Origin of the sequence: Gimesia chilikensis, from assembly GCF_007744075.1 — a bacterium.
Classification (GTDB): Bacteria; Planctomycetota; Planctomycetia; order Planctomycetales; family Planctomycetaceae; genus Gimesia; species Gimesia chilikensis_A.
Genome location: NZ_CP036266.1, coordinates 5017104 through 5036481, shown reverse-complemented (window position 1 = coordinate 5036481; position 19378 = coordinate 5017104). Strand labels below are relative to the sequence as shown.

Genomic DNA, 19378 nt, shown 5'->3' with positions numbered 1-19378 from the left:
CAGCACCAGTACCCGCAACCGTCTCACATCGGTACCTGGGTATGAAGCGGGAGAGAATTAAGGAACACGCTGTCCATCGTTGATCTGTAAGAGATTCTTTAAATGCTGCTCTTCAATCATGTCTGACAGGAAACGTACACTTCCGTCACAAAAACCAGCGTAAAATCCACCATCGTGGAATCCACCGAATTCAGGGATATTGTCGCTGTCATAAGCGATGTCTTCCGGTTTCGTCCAGGGAATATCCCTTTCTGCTTCAACAATTGCAATCGTGTTTGAAGTACCATCTTTAATATCTCTGATTTGCGTCCCTCCCTCCTTGCCAAATGTGGTATTTGGTCCGACGACAGCAAAGTAAGATGCGTTTGTGGGAGTTTCGGAATTGGGATTATGGTATTCAGGAACGATTGTTTCAGCAATTTTCAGATTGTGCTTGCTATCCCAGGGTTCATCCATGTGATATTGGTCGTATAAAGCTTGCTGCTCCAGAAAGGGGAGGAGCTCGACCCGCCAACTGTGTGGTGTCTTCCCATCAGGGCCCATCACAATGGCAGTGGGAAAATGACGATGTTTGTCATGATAGTTGTGCATTGCCAACATCAGCTGTCTGAGATTGGATTTTGACTTGCCTCGACGCTCTGCTTCTCTCGACTTTAAAATCATCGGAACGATCGAAGTCATAATTGCTCCTCCCGAGGATGCTGGTAGCGAAGCACTCAAACGGATCTCTTCTCCGTTCTGCTTGACTTTCATTGAATTGACCATCTCCAGAGTGAGCTCACTGGTTGTTTTGTCAGTGGATTCATTCGATTGATGATTCTTGTCTTGCTTCGGCACATTCTGTTTGAGTGTCTCAGTCATTAACCCGGAGATTTTCTCAACGGCATCTTTGACAAGCTTTCCATTTTCTGGCTGAAATAGATTCATTTCTACAGAAAACTGACCATCGTAATTAACAGAGGATGTAATCAGACGGGTATTTTCCCAAATCGGCGAAAAAATGACTGCGAGGGGATAGTTTCGTAATAAATCTTCAGACTTCTGCTCTTTAACAAGTTGTTTGATCTCGTGTAGATTCACCAGGGAAATTATCAACTCTTCATTGGTGACAATCCACTTATTCTGCCAGGAGGCTTCCTGTTTCTGTTTCAAGGCAGCCAGAATCGCCTGAATCGGTTCGCTTTCATCACAGAAGATCAGTGTATGGGAGTCACAAAAGATTAAGGTTTCTCCGATGTGGTTGGTGTAGAGAATTTTCTTGTCGTAGACTTCCTGTTGATCCAGAGATTTCCCGTTGTTGAAAAAATCGAGGATCTGGTCTTGTTTCAACTCATTTCGGGTTTGTATCACTGTGGCTGTGGTCTTAGCCAAATCGAACTTTGTTTCTGGTTCAGGGCGAATGAAAATGGACGTCAACAGTTCAATCTCAGTCAATGAGATTCCCAGAATCTTGACTTGCTGTTGAGGAGATTTTCCAGGAATCAGCTTTTCTCGGGCTGATTTCAGTGCAGGCAGATCGAGTAACTCAGCGGGACGCAGTGCCAGTACGGCCAGAGCATTCGATGGAACGAATTCCGGACGAAATGACTTTGAATCGATGGCACCCGGCTTGGTCTGGTTCGTGCATCCCGGTTGGCTCAGGAGCACTACACTAAGAATACCTGAAAAGCAGAGCAGCAGCAGGAATGAAGGCCGTGTGATATTTGGGAAAAATCGGGACTTTCTTAAGGTAGGGAGAAGCATTGCTGGTAGAACCTTTATCGCGGGCGGGAATGATCAAATGATGTGACGGTTCAAATGTGCGCTGGTTCGAGTTTAATAGGTCTTCTCTCAAATATAAACCTGGAATCCACGGCGGTAATCAGAATTGATTAAAATTGTATGACTCAGTCCTGACATAACAGCTACTATGCTCGAAAAAGCAATGCCCTGGCCTGAGGAGGCAATGATTGCAGCTGTCCTTTCCCATCCCTTTGGGATTAAGAATTGATTGAACTCAAAATATGAAAAGTAGGCATTTTCCAATCGAGGAAACATGACTGGTAAGATTTCGTGTCTTTCGTGGTAGTCAAAAACAAACGTTATTACGACCCACCTATTCAGGCAGCACCAGAACCCGTAACCGTTTCACATCGTACTGCGACGCGTTCGACATAAACGTCCAGTCGCGGGTACGGCCGGAGCTGTTGCCGATACCCAGGTCAGCGTTGGGACCGCTTTTCCACTGGTTGATCGCGAAGATCGTCTGCTTCGCCTCAAAGTTATGCACCTGCATACTGCCGTAACCGTCTGAAGGTTCTGCCGGCTCATCGCCGAAGTCCCACAGGCTGGTACTTGCGTTCGGGATATTCGCCGCGTTCGTGGGACCATAGTTTCCGGGCCAGAACTCAATGTTTCCCCCCTTCAGCCCGGTCCCCGTCGCGATGCCCGCGACATTTGAAACCACATTCAGATTTCCCACCTTGGTCTGGAAGTACGCTTTGCTGTCCAGTGTCGGCACCGCGATTTTCTTCAGGTCGTCCGTAAACGCGTCCATCGATGTAAATACATACTGGGTTTCTTCACCCGGTTTCTGGAGTTCCAGGAAATAGGCGATCCGCTTGAAGGGCTGCGTGAAGCTTCCGCTCAGATCGCGCGTGTAGGTGATGTCCTTCCCCAGATTTTTCAGATCGAGGTCATAGATCAGCTTATAGTTTTTGGATTCGTCGACTTTCAGTGACAGCCAGTCCCGTTCGGGAACCTTGCCGGCACGGAAGGGAGCAGCGGGCAGACCTTCCTTGTTCGACAGGTTCGGTTCAGCCAGTTTATGCCAGCCAAACCGCATGGCTGCTGCCTCTTTGACCTTGGGAGAGGAGAGCACTACCGAGTCTCCCTCGATCACCGCATCCGCAGGGACGAAGTCGGTCTCTTTGCCGATGATCTCAAACCAGCTCAGCGGCTTACCATCACGCGCAACCAGACCACTGCCCACATTGTCGAACGTGACCCGCAGCTTGTTCCCCTCTTTTTTCAGTGATTTGAAAGTCGGTCCGGAATGAACCAGATCCTTCTGGCCGTACGTTTTCGCCAGGGCAATCAACGCCAGCCGCTTCCCGACGTCCTGTTTGTTGGTGGGGTGAATGTCTTTCAGATCGCCGATATCGTGGATGACTGCCTGACCGGTATGTGGAATCTCCAGGGCCTTGTTCTGTGCTTCCCACAACAGAGGCAGAATGCTCGGCGATTCACTGCCATAGTGATAAGGAGCAATCTGCACGTACAGGAACGGGAACTCGCCCTGCTTCCAGACGTCCCGCCAGCCGTTGATCAGGGCTTTCATTTTTTCATAATACATCATCCCTTCCACATGATTGGATTCTCCCTGGTACCAGATCGCGCCACGCATGGCAAAGGGGACCAGCGGATGAATCATCCCGTTGTAGAGTGTTGTCGGCGAAGTATGACTGGTCAGCGGTTGAATCGCCGTGGGATAAGCGGGAGCCGGCTGCAGTGGAGCTTCGGCGTTGAGCGCGACCTTCGCTTTGGTTGACCAGGCATCCAGTTGCTGCAGGTAGCGCTCCAGGACCGACTTGTAGGCACCGGTCGCAGGATTGGTCAGCTGGACTTGTTTGAAGATTGCCGCCAGGGCAGACACCTTTTCAAATCCGACCGGAGGCGTCCACGGTTCAATGCGGGTTCCACCCCAGGAAGAATTCACCAGCCCGATCGGCACATTCAATTCCTGGTGCAGTTTGCGTCCAAAGAAGTAGCCCGCCGCCGTATAGCCGCCTACTGTCTCGGGGGAACAGACGGTCCACTGGGCATCGACATCGTCCTGCGGAAATCCTTTGGGAACGCGGGGAACCTTAATATGACGGATCTGCGGATAATTGGCAGCCGCTTTTTCATTATCAAAATCATTACTCCGCGAAACGGGCCATTCCATATTCGACTGACCCGAGCAGAGCCAGACTTCGCCCAGCAGTACATCCTGGAATGAGACGGTGTTCTTGCCCTTCACAGTCAGCGTGACGGGATCACCCACCACCTGGGCGGGCAGCTTGACCATCCACTTGCCCTGGTCGTCTGCGGTTGTCTCAACGCTGTCCTCTTTGAGTTGAACGGTGACCTGCTCGCCGGCATCGGCCCAGCCCCAGACCGGAATCTCCTGTCCCCGCTGCAGCACCATATGGTCGCCAAAAATATGCGGCAGCCGGACATCGGCCCGCACATCCGTCAGCTGAGAACAGAGAACAAAACAGGACACAAAGAGCAGAGCAAAACGGCGCAGTTTCAGCATGGCAGGCACTCATTCCCGATCAGGTGTTAGTAAGCAGAGAAGTTTAACAGGACCCACGATCATAATCCTGTTTCAGACGATTCACAAGCAAGACTGGTCGATGACAGTCAGACTATTTTTCGGGCATGGCATAGCAATACAGGGGGATCGGCTCACCCCTTTTAAAGATTGCCAGCACATCCTGGATTTGAAAGTCTTCGTCATCACGGAACCGCTGGTCCAGTTCTGCAAATCGTTCCGGTTCATTTACCAGCAGATACTCGATGGCATACAGGCGAAGCTCAGGCTCCTCATCTTCCAGCAGCTGTTCAATCAGAGGTTTGACCTGACTTTTGACCCCCAGCAATTCCACACAACGCATGCGGGCCTCAGGCACATCCCCCGATTCAGCAAATCGTCGCAGGGCATCAATGGCTTGTGGCAGCTCCCCATAATCTTGATCGATATGACTGATAACCGTACTCCGCCGGTATTCATCATCCCAAGCTAAAGGCCAGGGGGGAGCATCACTGGTTTCCCCCGGGAGTTTCTCTCCCGTAAACAGCGTATGGATCAGCGTCTCTAGAGACCATGCGGGAGCGGCCATCGTTTCAATCAAGCCTTAAGAAAAATCAACAAAGCAGAAAAACAAACAATTAACCAGAACCCCGGCCCATCATCATCTTTTCGTGTCTTTCGTGCTTTTCGTGGTAGGCAATCAAAACACGAACGGAGTTCGTCCCAGCACGACTGGATGGGGATCACTGTGAATGATCTGGCTTCCCATCGGCAATAGTCAGCAGGGCCTTGAGAAGCTCTTGATCCATGTTGTCCATAATCATTCGGGCTCGACCATCGCACGAACCGACATAATAAACGCCGATCGCAGGTTGCCCGTTGACGGGTGGGTTCTCGGAAAATCCGCCGAACTTCGGTAACTTCTTACCGTCGTAATGAATATCCTCAGGTTTGGTCCACGGGATATCCCGTTTTGCTTCGACGACCGCAATCGTATTCGAAGTGCCGTCTGTGATCTCTTTGAAAGAGACGCCCTGTTTATTTCCAAAAGCGGTTCCCTCTCCGACTACTACAAAGTACCCGGTATTGGCGGGTTTACTGGAATTCGGATGACTGAAAACAGGAACGACACTTTCAGCAATCTTAAGATTATGCTCGCTGTCCCACGGCTCGTTCAGACGATACTTGTCATAGAGTGCCTGCTGATCGAGGTAAGGCAGCAGTTCCACCCGCCAGCTGTGAGGCGTCTTGCCATCGGGGCCCATTACGACTGCGGGAGGAAAGTGATGATGGCGTTCGTGGTAATTGTGCAGTGCCAGCATGATCTGTTTGATGTTGTTCTTCGCAACCGAGCGGCGTGCCGCTACACGGGCCTCTTGGAGTTCAGGATTCGATCGCACTACCATCTCACTGACCAGGTCTGCACTGATCGAACTTGAAAAAGTCACCCGGTTAGCGGTCTGCTTCACCTGAGAGGACTTCAGGAATTGTTCAAAGTGATTGAATTGTGCTTCTTCTGCCGGTTGCCAGGGCCGATCGGACTGTTTCATGGCAGTCTTCATCTGGCTCAAAATATTTTGCCCCATCGCTAACAGTCCTTGCAGACACTGTTTGGTCTGCTCACTGTCATTTTTTTGCTCGAAAATCAGTTCCAGCGATAATTCCTTTTGAACTGTGATTCCCAGTGTGGCGATTTCCGTGTTCTGCCAGACTGGGGCAATCATCGGCCAGAATGGAGTTTGTTGTGTCAGCGATTGAGTGAACGGAGCGGCGAGTGTCTCCCGCAACTGTTGGAGGTTGATCCCACCGACAACGGAATTCGACAACATCGGCTGCAGACGCTCTTTCCAGGCGTGATCTTTCCGATCCTGTATCTGATCAATGATTTTTTTTAACGTACTGGCTTTATCCGAGAAGAGTAATGCTTTCTCATCCAGAAACATCACGGAGCTTCCCTGGTTGGAGGCTGTGGTCAGAAATGTTTTGCCTCGATATGTTGAATTTACGAGCTCGGTTTCCTTAATGGTTTTCTGAATTTTTGTATGAGCCTGTTGATTCGTTACTTCGATCAGGTAAACAATGCTATACAGACCTTGTCCGGTCTTCTCTGGCTTCTGAAGAAAATGGATCATGGTTACTGTTTTGAGGTCAATGGGATTGATACCGAGTAAACCATAATGCGGATCCTTCTGCTGTTCCATGACTGTCAGTTCCAGAACTGGCTTAAAGGCTGGTTCTGCCAGCAACTGAGCAGGCCGCAGCGCGAATACCCCCAGTGCATCGTCCGGCACCAGATACAGCTGAAACGGTTCCGGTTTCGACGTCTTGTTCTCTTCTGCCAGGAGTGGTGAACCGAACAGGAAAAAACAGGACAACAGTGCTGCTGTCTGAATGACAGCCAACTGCCAGGGACGGCTAGCTATAAAATGAAACAGGCGCTGCATGAAACTCTCCAAGCGAAGATCAGTACGGTTTATTGGTGAATCAGTCGTGTCTTGAGGCGAGCAGGAACACGTTAACATAAAAGACTCCGTCACTGCGGCCTTCCCAGGGTAAGCGGCTGGCTCTTCCGGGATGCCAGCCGATCAAGTAACTTTTCGTGTCTTCCGTGCTTTTCGTGGTAGGAAAATTTAGAGTTACAGCCCCGGACGTGTTTCGAGATGCCCTTCCAGAAAGCTGAGCTGTACCGGGGGGCCGGTCTCTTCCGGATTCCAGCCCGCTTTGAGCGCCTCCCTGATCAGCGTCTCGACCAGTTTCGGCGTAATCAGCAGCTGGCCCACCGTGTCATACTCAATGGAATAACTACCATTTTCAACGATGATGTTCTGATCGTCCGAGATCACGACCTCCAGTTTCTTCCCTTTACCGGAACTGTGCTGCACTACCAGAACCATAAACCCTGAGTCCCGCGAGGGACTCCAGCGGTATTCCCGATCGTCAACCACGATCTTCCTTGAGTTGCGTCGGGATAATGTCATGCGGTTCTCTTCTGTTTTAAGGCGTTGAAATTTACTGATCTGGCTTCCCATCAGCAATGGTCAGCAGGGATTTAAGAAGCTCTTCATCAATGTTGTCCTGAAGCATTCGGACTCGACCATCACACAAGCCGACGAAATAAACGCCGGTAGCAGGTTGCCCGTTGACGGGTGGGTTTTCGAAAAATCCGCCGAACTGCGGTAGCTTCTTGCCGTCGTAAGATATGTCTTCCGGTTTGGTCCAGGGAATATCCCGTTTGGCTTCGACGACCGCAATCGTGTTCGAGGTCCCGTCCGTGATCTCTTTAAAAGACACACCCTGTTTGTTATTAAACGCAGTGTCGTCTCCCACCACTACGAAGTACCCGGTATTGGCTGGCTTACTGGAACTCGGATGACTGAAAACAGGAACGACAGTTTCAGCGATCTTGAGATTATGTTTGCTGTTCCAAGGCTCGTTCATACGATATTCATCATAGAGTGCCTGCTGATCAAGATAAGGCAGCAGTTCCACCCGCCAGCTGTGAGGCGTCTTGCCATCGGGGCCCATCACAATCGCAGGAGGAAAGTGATGATGGCGTTCGTAGTAATTGTGTAGTGCCAGTACGATCAGTTTGATATTATATTTCGATCGCGATCGCTGAGCTGCCGCACGTGCCTGGAGAATTGCGGGAATCGTCAGGTCCACCATCTGGCTGAGCAGCTCCTGCTTGAAAACGCTGGAAAATGTCACACGTGTGTCGTTCTGCGTTACCTGTGTCTCTGTGAACGCATTCTCTAATCGTTTGAGATAAGACTCTTCATTCGGCTGCAGGGGACGATTCAGATTTCCCCGCGTTGCCTGAAACTGGCGGATCATATTTTTCCCCAGCAGCAACAGACCATCCAGTGACTGCTTGAGCTGTTCGCTGTTGTTTTTCTGTTCGAAAATCAGCTTCAGGGAAAGGTCATTTTGGACGGTGACTCCCAGAGTCGCGATTTCTGTGTTCTCCCAGATCGGGGCGATCATCGGCCAGGCGGGGATACGTTGGGTCAGCGGTTGTATTAGCACCTTTCCCAATCTGTTCCGCAGTGTCTGCATGTTAATGCCCGCTGCAACTGAAGTGGTAGAAACATCTGCCAGCCGTCTCGACCAGATGGAATCGTTCCGGTTATGCATGTGATCAATGATTTTTTTTAACGCGCTCGTCTTGTCTGAGAACAGGAATGTGTGATCGCTCAAAAACAGCAGTGCGTCTTCACTGCCAGATCCTTTGGTCAATAATGTCTTTCCCTGATAGGTATTTTCCTCGAGCTCTGATTGCCAGAAATTCTGTTTGATCTTCGCCTGATCCAGTTCGTTTGTTGTCTCGAACAGAAATGCGGTTTTGATAGGACTTCGGCTGGTCTCTCTTATGTCCAGAAGGAAATAGATGACCGTAACTGATTTGACATCCATAGGCTTCAATCCCAGAAAAGCCATGTCAGGGCTTCGTTCCATGTCTTTAAGCAGCAACTCACGGATCGGCTTTAAGGTTGGTTCCGACAATAACTGAGCCGGGCGAAACGCAATCACCCCCAGCGCCTCTTCCGGCACCAGATCCAACCGAAACGGTTCCCGTTTCTCGGGAACCTTGTCCTGCGCCTGCAACTGTGCCAAACCGGTCAAAGGCAGGCACACCAGGGCTCCCACAGACAGAATTATAGAAAGCAAACGGGAATGGCTTCCCGGAGTTCTCAGTGAGCACTGCATGAAATTCTCCAATGAGACAGGATGTACGGCACTACGTGACAGGGGTATACTCGGTCGAGTATAGACGGACTGAGGGGGATTGCAAACCACGATCAGGAAAAAATCGGATGTCAGGGAGACCTCATGCTTTAATGGTGTCTGCTACCAAATGCATTTCATTCCTGCTCATACGTACGAACCTGTTTACCCTCTTCCCACACACTCACACTGGTTCCCGGCGGGAAATCGAGCTGGGAAAACAGCGAGGTTTCCACTTTGGGATTCAGTTCGGCAGATTGCGCAGCGAAATCCATTCGCCAGGCGAGGACCGGTTTCTCTTCGCGACGGAACCGCGATGTCTTAAAACGTTTGATGGTCGCGCGGCGGGGATACCAGACGCCGGGCTGGAGCTCCCACCAGTCTTCGACGACCGCTTCTGATGACGGCAGGAATTCTGTTCCGCGACCATCGAAGCTCAAGATCCGCACGGGGATCAGGTTGCGATCCTCTGCCAGCCAGTACTCGCGTCGCACGTGGGATGTCTCCCTGCGCACGCGGATGCAGGGATGTCCCTGGAATTCCACGGTGTCGAGTACCCGGATGTGGGGTTGTTCCCGGTTCTTATCTGAAGAGCTTCCCTGATCAGCGCGGGCCGCGTCGTCTCCCCGCAGAGAAACGGAAAGCGGGACACCTGTCAAACCGGTGCTCAGGAACATATGTGGTCGTGCCAGATTCGGAAGCGGCGGGACTCGATCAGTGATCTGACCGTTGAAGATACGCGGTTCTTTTTCCGCCGGAAACAAACTCTCATTCAATATCCGGCAAACCTGACCGTTGCTGACCTCGGTCCAGATTTCAGTGCCGGTTTTGACTCGGTTGGGTTTTGATTTCTTCGCTCTGGGAGCGATGGGGCCGCCGAGGCCACCTGAGATGACCGCGTGCTCTCCCTCCTCCCGGATCTGTTCGCGGAACTGCTTGCCTTGAGTCACGAGGGAGATCTTCGCCACCCGCTCAATTCGTTCTTTGCCCGGGATCGACAGCCAGGCCTGTTCGTCGGTGTGTGAGCGGGTCAGTTCTACTTTGAGACTCGGATAGAGGCCTTCATTCTTCTGAATCTCCTGAATCAGTTCCTGCAGTTTCGCCTCCGTTTCTGGGGGAGCACTCCAGGAGACACTTGTCAGCAGAGTCAGACAGAGGAAACAAACGATTTGACGTGTCACGCGCATCAAGAAACTCCTGAATTCAGATGTCGTTGCCAGCAGCGAATTGGTCAAGCAAACGCTGTTCGACATGCATTATACAAAAATTCAGTCGGATTAACATGTTTTTCTGCAAGGATCTCAGCAGAGGAGCCGGGCGTTACACCTATTCCGATCGTGATTACCCGCTGCGGACCGGGAATAGACTCAAGTTGGATAATCCTTACATTCGATATAAATCAACAGGGTGTACTTGCGCACTTTTCAAACCGGCACTGTTTGACTCTGACAGTCAAAAGGGGATGACCTTGAAAATCGATGCTGCTTCCAGTCTCAGCAATCTGCTGACACCGAACAAGGACAAGCAAAACCAGGACCAGGCGGTGCAGAACATCTTCAGTGCGATGCTGGCCCAGGTGGGACGCCAGGGATACGTGTCTGCCGAGACGACCGACGCCGAGCCTCCCACGGTCGAAAGCCTGCAGCGTTCCTGGGACAGCTGGTTCAACAGCCAGCGGACCGGTCGTTACAGCCAGGTTGAGAAACCCGAGGAACTGCAACAGTCCTTCGGCAACATCATCGTGCGTGCCCATAATGAAGGGGGCTACGTCGATCCACAGAGTTTCCTGCAGAAACTCTCCCCTGAGGAACTGGCAGTCGTACAGAAAGTACAGGGCCTGGCTGAGCCGATTGACGTCGACGCACTTACCGAGGAAGGGGCACTGAATCTCTTGCTCCCGGGAGCAGCCCAGATCGACCTGAATCGCGATGGCTTCACACGTAACGGGGAGGCCTATGGTCTCCGCTTCCCGAACAGCAACACACCCGCGGAGGTCGTCGCTGCCTGGAATGAAGCGACACAGGGCATGGACTTCGGCCAGATCGCCACTGCGCAGATTCAGATGATGCTACCCATGTTGACGGCCAACATCGAAATCGACGAAAACGGACAGTTTGTACGCCAGCACCAGCCGGGGGATCCCGAGTTCAAAAATCCCTTCGCGAATGCAGACTACTCCTACAGCACCGCAGTCAAAAATCAACTCGAAGCCCTGGAAGCAAAGAAGAACGAACTCCCCGCCGACAAGTATGAGAGTCAGAAAGCATTCTGGAGCAATCTCCAGCAGGCACTGCAGAAGCACGGTGCGGCGTAACGGGAGTAGGTGTATCACTCTCTAGAAGAACCTATTCAGTTCGAACCGACGCCTGCTTTCTGATACAGCACCCGGTGGTTCGTCTCAAAGGCCTGCTCCATCACCTGAAAATACCATTCGGGTGAGAGACCAAACTGTTGCTCCAGTTCCGCAAAGCAGTCCTGAAAGGCAGCGTGTCCTTCGAGAATCTCATACCGCCCGGTAGAGGTGCTGAACCGCAGGGCGACTTCATCGTAGACCATCAGATCAATTTTATAGGTCTCGATTCGCGTCACATCAGGCCAGCGGAACCCCGGAGTCACGGTGCCATCCCGCAACTGGAAATCAATGCCGTCAGCGACGCTCAGGTAATTGACGATATCCCGCTTCCGCGAGAACAGTCTGGAAAATGCTCTGAACACTCTGAATCGCATGCCAACCTCTTATCGATTTCCCTGTCGGGTTATGCTGGATCTACTATGTGGGCTTCACGCACTGCGCGGTTATAAAAGTCGTCATAAAACCAATGACGTGAAGCATCAGCCGGTTTGATGCAAAAAGTGACTGGCTCATTGAGAGAATTCACACCGATTTCCAGAATCTGTTTACCTTGAGGATCCCAGCCTGTCTCCCTGGCGAATCGAATCACACATTCAACGTGACTGGGTAAAGCGATTCCCACCCATTGGATTTTCAGCAGTGGTCCCGTTCCCGAGGCGTCCTGGACACAGATGAAAGAACTGTGCACCCAGAAACGATAGGGGTGAAAATGCCAATGGAATTTGTGATCATCCACGACAATGTTGCGACGATATTTTTTCGGAAGAGTCATGACTTCATTCACCAGGGACCGGGACTCATTCCCGCAGGTTATTCGATTGGGAGTGGTTCTCTCACGAAAGAAATATTTCTGGCAACCACCGCCCTATCTGGGACAGTCAACGGGCCCCGCAGGTTCAGGGGATAGATTGGAAAATGGGTCAGAGACTCTCAAAAAGGATCTTCGAGATGTGATGCTCACAAGTCGCGTGTCAGAAAAAAAACTTACTTTTTCAACAGATGTTTTCCATCAATGACAATCCCCTCCGGGAATTCGAGTTTCGTAAAGGTATCCGCCGGGAGACTTGGGTCAAGTTCCACCGATTCGACGACATACGCCTTCTGCCATCCGACTTGTTGTTTCTTTTTCAGAACATACATGATCCAGTCCAGGCGGTCCGTATGAAATGTCCGGGGGAACCAGACGCCGGGACGCACTTCCAGCCACTCATCGACCCAGGCTTCGCTTTGTGGGATTTCTGTCGATCGAGAAAGCTGATAAGTTTCGGCCTGCACCGGAAGCAGATTCCGCTCGCGGGACAGCCAGAGCACATCTCGAAGTTCAGACTTGCCCGAATTTCGCCTCCGATCGATCTGCACTTTGATGCACTTCAGCCCCTGGACGGTTTCCTCTCCCAGTATTTCTGTTGTATATGCTGTCCGGTTGTCGTAATTGGGCAGGCCGGGAGACGCAGCGACCGCGGAAGTTCCTTTCAGCCAGGTGGAGAGTGGAACCCGAGGCCCATGATTGGACAGCAGCATATGCGGTCTTAGCAGATTCTCCATACGTACCTGTTCGTGAGTGATGTCGCCGTATCCTCCTGTCTGTCGTTCGTCGTTGGTGAGACCGCGATCCCGGTCATAGTGAGAGAACTTTTGCAGAGTCTCGCCATCATAAACCTGGCAGGACTCCCGTGTACCGTTGCTGAAATGATGATACGGTTTATTGGGGGGAACGAAGTAACCCTGTTGAAATCGTCCTTTAGTCTGTTTTTCCTGACGATATTTTTCTCCCTGCACAATCAGAGTCAGTTCCGACTTCAATTTTACCTGCTTCTCAGGATCAGCGGGTTTGAGGGGTTGTTGATAGAGTAACTGCATCTGGAGCTTGAGATTCCGATACAAGGCTTCCTGCTGTTCCACGTCTCGAATCAGTGTCTGCAGCTCTGCAGATTCCTTGCCTTGTGGCTGGTCTGCCTGGAGGCGCGTAGCCGACATCAGCAACAGTACCAGCAATCCAGAAATCAAAATCGATTTGCCTGTCTGCATGGGGAACTCCTTTTATTCTTTTTCCGCCGGTCTTATTTTCTCTTCACCGACGATATATTTTCGCTGCTGATGATTGAACCGGGATCTCACCGTGGTCCCTTGGGGAAACATGAGGGCCGAAAAATCCTGCTGCTGCACTTTCGGATGGAGCGTGATCTGTTGAACGGTGTACTGTCTCCGCCAGTCGATCTCGTAGCTACCATTATATTTGAATAAAATCAGATTATAGCGATCGATGTGAGCCTGACGCGGGAACCAGACGCCGGCACCCAGTTGCTGCCATTCGTCGACGAACGCCTCTTTGATCGGTTTCTCTCGTGAAAACTGGTCGTAATAGGTTACGATCTTCACCGGTATCAGATTCCGCTCCTGGGCCAGCCACAAGATCTGCTTCGAGAACCGGACACCACTGTCATTCAACCGTTCGACCACGACCTGGGTGCACTTCAATCCCTGAATCTCCCCCGTCCCTTCAATCCAGGCTTTGACCTGGAATGGCTTGGGGTGAACTGGTAATCCTGGAAAATGAACCATGGCTTTCTTTCCGCTCAAGAAAATCGAAAGCGGGACGTGGGGTGAGCTCTCGAGCAGCATGTGCGGCCGTCCGTAGTTTTCCATTCGCTTGGGTAAATCTGAGATTTCTCCCAGTTTGTTCTGATTGCGTTGACCTACCGCGCGCGCGGATTCATGATCAATTTCATGGAAGCGACGATAGGTGGTTCCGTCAAACAGCGTCAGTGTCGTATTCATCCCCTCCAGGAAGTGCCTCTGATTTTTCTGGGGGGGCGACGGCACTAATCGAAATTTCCCCGCAGTGATCTCCTCCTGGCGGAATTTCTCTCCCTGAACCAGGATCGAGTATTCCGTCTCATTTTCGACCTTCCACTTGGGGCGGGTATTACCAGGCGGCTGCTGGTAATTCTCGTTTAGTTTGAGTTCCAGCTCTGAGTAGAACGCTTCATTTTGTTCCAACTTGTTGATCAGTGCTTGCAGTTCCTGGTCTTGTTCCGACTGCTTGTCACGCTGAGGAGCTGCGGACGGGCTGACTGGCAAGAAAAACAGCATCAGCCAGACGAAAATAATGCTTCTGCAGGCAGACAGTTTAATCATGGCAGTCTCCAGTCATACCAGTAGCGGGGATCAGAATCCAATACGTTAACTCACATGTTTTCATGGTGTGCCTGCATTCTCTAGCCGTCGATTGTATAGTGACTTGTTGAGAAAGGAAAACATTTTTTCGTCGGGACATCCCGCACAATTCATCCAATCGCAGAGTCAAACAGGGATCGCACCAGATTCTCTCAGGAAAATCAGGAGAAAAACACTCATCTTGAAAAATGGGGTAAACTTAATGCTGGATAGATAAAGCATTCCAGAGAAATCAGAATCATGCAGAATACGCAACACATCAAATCACGATTGCGTCATGTTCATCAGCGTTCTGGTGCCGCCTCGGTTGAGATGGCCATCGTCGCTCCTCTGTTCTTTCTGCTGATCATGGGGCTGGTTGAATTTACCCGCATGGGTATGGTCAAACAGGCCCTGACCGACGCCGCCCGGGCCGGGTGCCGGAAAGCCGTGCTTGTCGGCACCATTACCACTTCTAACGCGGAAGCCATTATCCGCAATCATATGCAGGCCACGATCGCCAGTGCCAATGATGCCGGCCTCTGCCGCATCAATTTTGAGCCGACCGAGCTTGAAGGGCTGGAATCTGGTACCACCATCACAGCTACCGTCGAAGTTAATTACTCCGACGTTTCCTGGATAGTTCCCCGCTTCTTGAATCAGTCTGTCCTGCGAGGACAGTCGACGATGAAACGGGAATGACCGTCCGCTCAACAATCGAAACAGCGGGAGGAACTGAAGCATGCTCACCCAACGCAAAACAGCTTTAGCTCAGAAATCTTCTCAACGAAAAGGCGTCGCAGCAGTAGAGTGTGCCCTGGTGGCACCATTACTGGTGCTGATTACCCTGGGAGCAATCGACTCTGGTCAGTTTGTGAATATGGCCCAGGTCGTCAACGACGCCTCGTATGCGGGAGCGCGACAGGCCTCTCAGAATACGGCTCTCAATCGGTCCGAAGTTCGGGCTGCTGTCTTTAATTACTTCGTCCAGCAGTTTCCCCATGTCTCGGCTACAGAAATTGACAGTGCATTAACGGTCAATGTTTACCGCAGTCTGAATATCTCACTGCTCGAAGGTGATCTGACAGCAGTTTTAAATGGTGATCTGACAACCTTGCTGTCCGGCGAGCCGGTCGCGGTTCAGGTCATCTTTCGCTACGACTCGGTCCGCTGGTTAACGGGGTTTCCAGGACTGGACGCCAGAACCGTCGAGACCACCACCGTAATGCGACGTGAATGACTGCAAGCGAAATCAGAGCAGGTATAAGTAGAAATCAGGTAGAGAGGCAAAAGAACATGCGTGTTCATCGGACTGTAATCGCGAAAAACAGACAGCGACGGAATCGCAAAGGCGCAATTGCGGTCTTCACGGCCGTACTGATGGTTCCTCTGCTGGGAATGGTGGCGTTCACAGTTGACTATGGATACCTCCTCAAAAAAAGAGCCGACCTGCAACGTGCTGCGGATGCGGCTGTACTGGCAGCGGTACGGGATCTTTTACCCGATGCAGACGGCTACCAGGACCTGGTAAAAGTCCGTGCGCGGGTTCGCGAGTATGTCGCCTATAATCTGAAAGACATTCCCGATTTCGTCGTCCTCGATTCCGATATCGAAATCGGTCGCTATGATCCCTCCTCAGTCTACGACGACTTCACCATTCTGGACTGGGGCACCTTCGATACCGTTCGCGTGACATTGAGATTCGACCAGACAGCCAACTCGCCCGTCTCGTTGTTCTTCGCCCGTATCCTGGGAATCAACGAGTCCGCCGTCCGTGCCTCTTCGACGGCTATCCTGCAGAAGGGCAGCCTGCTGACACCAGGCGTCGGGGTCCTCCCTTTTACCATTCCCAAGTCGGAATGGGATAACACCGAGTTGGGGGATGTCTGGAGCATCTACGGCGATGGGCGGCTGGAAGACAATATCGGAGCCACGATCCCCGGGAACTGGGGGACCCTCGATATCGGCGGGAGTCTGAACAGTACCTCCGATATGCGGGATCAGATTCTAAATGGGCTAAGGCAGGATGACCTGGATGCACTGCACGGGCAGGGACGCATTCCCTCGAATGAATACATCGACAGTCGGGTTCCATTATTTATGTCAGGTGACCCCGGGCTCTCCTCCGGTCTGAAACTGGCTATCAAAGCCATCGAAGGACAGCAACGTCTGATTCCCATTTATGATTCCGCGGAAAGCGGTGGCAGTCACGTGGAATTCCACGTCGTGGGCTGGGTGGTCTGCGAAGTGATCGACTCGCATTGGGGGGGGGATAAAAATACTTATCTGCGTATCAAGAAGTCGCATCTTTACGATGCCTTGTTGAAGCCACAGACCGATCTGAGCATTACTACGGATCTTGTGGAAGGGGCCTTCGCAGCTCCGGCAATGGTGGAATAAGCCCGGCCGAGAGAGCCCGGAAATGAGAGGCCCGGGGTGGGATGCTTTAATGCTTCTGGGAGGGGCATGGGGCTCCCACCCTTTTTATTTTTCCCAGTGCTCGCTATTGTCTGTGTTATGCATCAGGAACCTGAATTCAGACAGTCCCGCGCGCTCCGCGACCTGCAATGGGCCATCGAAAGTCCCTCGCTCATTACGCAGCCGGAACAGAGGATCCAGCCTCCTGATCTGCCCCCACTTAACCAGATCGACCTGCGGGAACTGGAAGCGTTTCTGGCACCTTATGCCCGCTTTCGCATTGGCGAATATTTCGAGGGACTCGTTCTCTACTGGCTGGAGCGGATCCGGGGCGTCAATATCAAAGCCCAGCATCAGCAGGTGTTTGAAAATCAGCAGACCATCGGCGAAATTGATTTCCTGTTCACAGACGAAGCGGGCGTCCTGACACACTGGGAAACCGCCGTGAAATTCTATCTGTATTGCCCCGCGGTCAATGCGACGGGTAGCCACTTTGTCGGTCCCAATGTCAAAGATACTTTCGAGAGGAAGATGCGACGACTGTTCGCGCATCAGCTCCCTTTGAGCCAGCAGCATTTCCCGGATGTCATCCGGAGAGAGGCCTTCGTCAAAGGCTGGCTGTTCTATCATCCCGATCACGAACGTCACACGCAGTTACCGGACCATCTCTCTCCGCAGCATGCCCAGGGGGTCTGGCTCCACTTGAAAGAACTGGATCGACTATTAAATCAGGGGGCGAGTCCTCGTTTCCTCATTCGTGAAAAACCGGACTGGCTCTCCCCCTCATTCTGTATTAGCACAGATCCTGCTCTGATCGATTTTGACGAACTGCACCACCACCTCGGAGAGCACTTCCAAAAGTCAACACGCCCGATTCTGATCAGCGTCTTAACCGCACACGACGCATACTATCTCGAAAGCGAACGGGCTTTCATCGTTCCTGACCACTGGCCGCAGATTCATTAATCGAGTCGCTTTGTGAAAAGTAAAAGACATCTCCGTTCCAGCGGACTCACTTCCTTCTGATTTGCACCGGATCTGTGTATAATCCCGCACCGTGTAAGATAACAAAACTGCTGCAGCTGAATCAGAAGAGACCTTGAGACCATAATGGAAGATCACTGGATATTACGCCGACGGGAGGACGAAGAAGGTTATCCCCGCAAGACGTTTAACGATCCCGATTCGGAGAATTACGAATCGCAGTTCCTGCGCGATAAAGCCCGGATTATTCACTCGTCCGCGTTCCGCCGACTGCAGTCGAAAACTCAGGTCTTCTCACTGGGGGACAGCGACTTCTACCGTACCCGTCTGACCCACACCCTCGAAGTGGCACAGATTGGGGCCAGCATCGCTTCGCAATTGCGGTTTTCTGGCCATCGGGATCAGATCTCTACCCTGATTCCCTCCAACAGCCTGATCGAGGCGATCTGCCTGGCACACGACCTGGGACATCCTCCCTACGGGCACGGCGGCGAATACTCACTCAACAAATTCATGTATCAGGACGGCGGCTTTGAAGGCAACGGGCAAACCCTGCGCATCGTCTGTCGCCTGGGCGAATTTTCGGAACAACATGGTCTCGATCTCACCCGCCGTACTTTGCTGGGATTGTTAAAATATCCGGCCACGCATTCCGAGGTCGCCAACTACGACCAGGTCCAGGCGAATCACAGCGACACCAGTTCGAAACTCGCCCTTTACAAACCGCCTAAATGTATTCACGACGATGACGCCGACCTCCTGGAGTGGATCATTAAACCTTTTTCGGAATCCGATCGCGCAATCCTCACCGAACTCAAGTCCAATCCGACCGGGCACGCCAAAACGATCCGCAAATCCTTCGATACGTCGATCATGGAACTGGCCGACGACATCGCTTATGGCGTGCATGACCTGGAAGATGCCATCGCCATGGGACTGGTCTCTCACCGGATCTGGGAAGCCGAAGTCATGGAGCAGCTTCCGAATCATTCCGGGACGGAACTGGCCGATATCATCACCCGTTATACCGAGAAATTGTTTTCCGGTTCGCATAAACAACTCAAGCACGGCATCAGCAATATCGTAGGCGGACTGATCCGCGATATCGAAATCCGCGATCTGGAATCGGGAGAGCATGAACTGATCCGCTTTAATGCCTGCCTCACAACCGACTCGGCAGCGATTCTGAATATTCTCAAGAACTTCGTTTTCAAGCACGTCATCAAACAGCGTCAGAATCAGATCCTGGAACTCAAAGGCCAGATGATCGTGGAGAAACTGTTCGAAGCAATTCTCGAGAATCCGGAACGACTGCTCAAGCCGGACGAATTCGCAAGCTTCAAAGTCACCGGCTCCAAACGCATCCTCTCAGACTACGTCTCAGGCATGACCGACGTCTACGCCAGCCGGCTCTACAGTAACCTGTTTCTACCTCAGTCGGGTTCGCTGTTTGACCAGCTCTGATG

General features: G+C 51.8%; 17 protein-coding genes. 6 read left to right on the top strand and 11 right to left on the bottom strand.

The genetic code is table 11. The annotated features are described in order from the left end of the window. Positions 1 to 57: 57 nt before the first annotated feature. The 7 genes from HG66A1_RS32070 to HG66A1_RS18965 form a co-directional block, all read right to left on the bottom strand. Positions 58 to 1152: a DUF1559 domain-containing protein gene (locus tag HG66A1_RS32070; protein ID WP_197996681.1), complete on the bottom strand. Its 1095-nt coding sequence runs from the start codon at positions 1150 to 1152 to the stop codon at positions 58 to 60. A 943-nt stretch (positions 1153 to 2095) separates the two neighbouring features. Further along, complete coding sequence (locus HG66A1_RS18990) at positions 2096 to 4279, bottom strand: sialate O-acetylesterase (protein ID WP_232106614.1); 2184 nt, start codon at positions 4277 to 4279, stop codon at positions 2096 to 2098. 112 nt (positions 4280 to 4391) lie between these two features. After that, on the bottom strand, positions 4392 to 4865 hold the full coding sequence (locus HG66A1_RS18985; protein ID WP_145187479.1) for a HEAT repeat domain-containing protein: 474 nt from the start codon (positions 4863 to 4865) through the stop codon (positions 4392 to 4394). Positions 4866 to 5019: 154 nt separating this feature from the next. Then, positions 5020 to 6720, bottom strand: coding sequence for a DUF1559 domain-containing protein (locus HG66A1_RS18980; RefSeq protein ID WP_197996680.1), 1701 nt, complete (start codon positions 6718 to 6720; stop codon positions 5020 to 5022). A gap of 192 nt (positions 6721 to 6912) precedes the next feature. Continuing rightward, positions 6913 to 7254, bottom strand: coding sequence for a hypothetical protein (locus HG66A1_RS18975; RefSeq protein ID WP_145187474.1), 342 nt, complete (start codon positions 7252 to 7254; stop codon positions 6913 to 6915). Positions 7255 to 7285: 31 nt separating this feature from the next. Then, on the bottom strand, positions 7286 to 8944 hold the full coding sequence (locus HG66A1_RS18970) for a DUF1559 domain-containing protein (protein WP_197996679.1): 1659 nt from the start codon (positions 8942 to 8944) through the stop codon (positions 7286 to 7288). A 194-nt stretch (positions 8945 to 9138) separates the two neighbouring features. Next, complete coding sequence (locus tag HG66A1_RS18965; protein ID WP_145187468.1) at positions 9139 to 10188, bottom strand: hypothetical protein; 1050 nt, start codon at positions 10186 to 10188, stop codon at positions 9139 to 9141. 281 nt (positions 10189 to 10469) lie between these two features. On the opposite strand from HG66A1_RS18965, the gene HG66A1_RS18960 reads away from it, so the two are divergent. Beyond that, complete coding sequence (locus tag HG66A1_RS18960) at positions 10470 to 11315, top strand: hypothetical protein (RefSeq protein WP_145187465.1); 846 nt, start codon at positions 10470 to 10472, stop codon at positions 11313 to 11315. A gap of 35 nt (positions 11316 to 11350) precedes the next feature. Here HG66A1_RS18960 and HG66A1_RS18955 read toward each other — a convergent pair whose 3' ends face one another. The 4 genes from HG66A1_RS18955 to HG66A1_RS18940 form a co-directional block, all read right to left on the bottom strand. Next, a complete protein-coding gene (locus tag HG66A1_RS18955; protein ID WP_145187462.1) occupies positions 11351 to 11728 on the bottom strand; it encodes a hypothetical protein in 378 nt (125 codons plus the stop codon). Positions 11729 to 11757: 29 nt separating this feature from the next. Next, a complete protein-coding gene (locus HG66A1_RS18950) occupies positions 11758 to 12126 on the bottom strand; it encodes a hypothetical protein (RefSeq protein WP_145187459.1) in 369 nt (122 codons plus the stop codon). Between the two features lie 212 nt (positions 12127 to 12338). After that, positions 12339 to 13382: an outer membrane lipoprotein-sorting protein gene (locus tag HG66A1_RS18945; protein WP_145187456.1), complete on the bottom strand. Its 1044-nt coding sequence runs from the start codon at positions 13380 to 13382 to the stop codon at positions 12339 to 12341. A gap of 12 nt (positions 13383 to 13394) precedes the next feature. Next, positions 13395 to 14492 carry an outer membrane lipoprotein-sorting protein gene (locus HG66A1_RS18940; RefSeq protein ID WP_145187453.1) on the bottom strand — a complete coding sequence of 366 codons (1098 nt, stop codon included), beginning with the start codon at positions 14490 to 14492 and terminating at the stop codon, positions 13395 to 13397. A 279-nt stretch (positions 14493 to 14771) separates the two neighbouring features. On the opposite strand from HG66A1_RS18940, the gene HG66A1_RS18935 reads away from it, so the two are divergent. From HG66A1_RS18935 to HG66A1_RS18915, 5 genes are all read left to right on the top strand, one after another. Next, positions 14772 to 15212, top strand: coding sequence for a TadE/TadG family type IV pilus assembly protein (locus HG66A1_RS18935; protein ID WP_145187450.1), 441 nt, complete (start codon positions 14772 to 14774; stop codon positions 15210 to 15212). Positions 15213 to 15252: 40 nt separating this feature from the next. After that, a complete protein-coding gene (locus HG66A1_RS18930) occupies positions 15253 to 15750 on the top strand; it encodes a TadE/TadG family type IV pilus assembly protein (RefSeq protein WP_145187447.1) in 498 nt (165 codons plus the stop codon). Positions 15751 to 15806: 56 nt separating this feature from the next. After that, a complete protein-coding gene (locus HG66A1_RS18925; protein ID WP_197996678.1) occupies positions 15807 to 16910 on the top strand; it encodes a pilus assembly protein TadG-related protein in 1104 nt (367 codons plus the stop codon). 117 nt (positions 16911 to 17027) lie between these two features. Then, positions 17028 to 17894, top strand: a complete 867-nt coding sequence (locus HG66A1_RS18920; protein ID WP_197996677.1) for a DUF1853 family protein — start codon at positions 17028 to 17030, stop codon at positions 17892 to 17894. A gap of 144 nt (positions 17895 to 18038) precedes the next feature. Continuing rightward, complete coding sequence (locus HG66A1_RS18915; protein ID WP_145187440.1) at positions 18039 to 19376, top strand: anti-phage deoxyguanosine triphosphatase; 1338 nt, start codon at positions 18039 to 18041, stop codon at positions 19374 to 19376. Positions 19377 to 19378 lie beyond the last annotated feature (2 nt).

Excerpts from the sequence above, each read along its gene's own strand:
- HG66A1_RS18990 (WP_232106614.1), bottom strand. The coding sequence starts at position 4,279 with ATGCTGAAACTGCGCCGTTTTGCTCTGCTCTTTGTGTCCTGTTTTGTT.
- HG66A1_RS18985 (WP_145187479.1), bottom strand. The coding sequence starts at position 4,865 with ATGGCCGCTCCCGCATGGTCTCTAGAGACGCTGATCCATACGCTGTTT.
- HG66A1_RS18980 (WP_197996680.1), bottom strand. The coding sequence starts at position 6,720 with ATGCAGCGCCTGTTTCATTTTATAGCTAGCCGTCCCTGGCAGTTGGCT.
- HG66A1_RS18975 (WP_145187474.1), bottom strand. The coding sequence starts at position 7,254 with ATGACATTATCCCGACGCAACTCAAGGAAGATCGTGGTTGACGATCGG.
- HG66A1_RS18965 (WP_145187468.1), bottom strand. The coding sequence starts at position 10,188 with ATGCGCGTGACACGTCAAATCGTTTGTTTCCTCTGTCTGACTCTGCTG.
- HG66A1_RS18955 (WP_145187462.1), bottom strand. The coding sequence starts at position 11,728 with ATGCGATTCAGAGTGTTCAGAGCATTTTCCAGACTGTTCTCGCGGAAG.
- HG66A1_RS18950 (WP_145187459.1), bottom strand. The coding sequence starts at position 12,126 with ATGACTCTTCCGAAAAAATATCGTCGCAACATTGTCGTGGATGATCAC.
- HG66A1_RS18945 (WP_145187456.1), bottom strand. The coding sequence starts at position 13,382 with ATGCAGACAGGCAAATCGATTTTGATTTCTGGATTGCTGGTACTGTTG.
- HG66A1_RS18940 (WP_145187453.1), bottom strand. The coding sequence starts at position 14,492 with ATGATTAAACTGTCTGCCTGCAGAAGCATTATTTTCGTCTGGCTGATG.
- HG66A1_RS18935 (WP_145187450.1), top strand. The coding sequence starts at position 14,772 with ATGCAGAATACGCAACACATCAAATCACGATTGCGTCATGTTCATCAG.
- HG66A1_RS18930 (WP_145187447.1), top strand. The coding sequence starts at position 15,253 with ATGCTCACCCAACGCAAAACAGCTTTAGCTCAGAAATCTTCTCAACGA.
- HG66A1_RS18925 (WP_197996678.1), top strand. The coding sequence starts at position 15,807 with ATGCGTGTTCATCGGACTGTAATCGCGAAAAACAGACAGCGACGGAAT.
- HG66A1_RS18920 (WP_197996677.1), top strand. The coding sequence starts at position 17,028 with ATGCATCAGGAACCTGAATTCAGACAGTCCCGCGCGCTCCGCGACCTG.
- HG66A1_RS18915 (WP_145187440.1), top strand. The coding sequence starts at position 18,039 with ATGGAAGATCACTGGATATTACGCCGACGGGAGGACGAAGAAGGTTAT.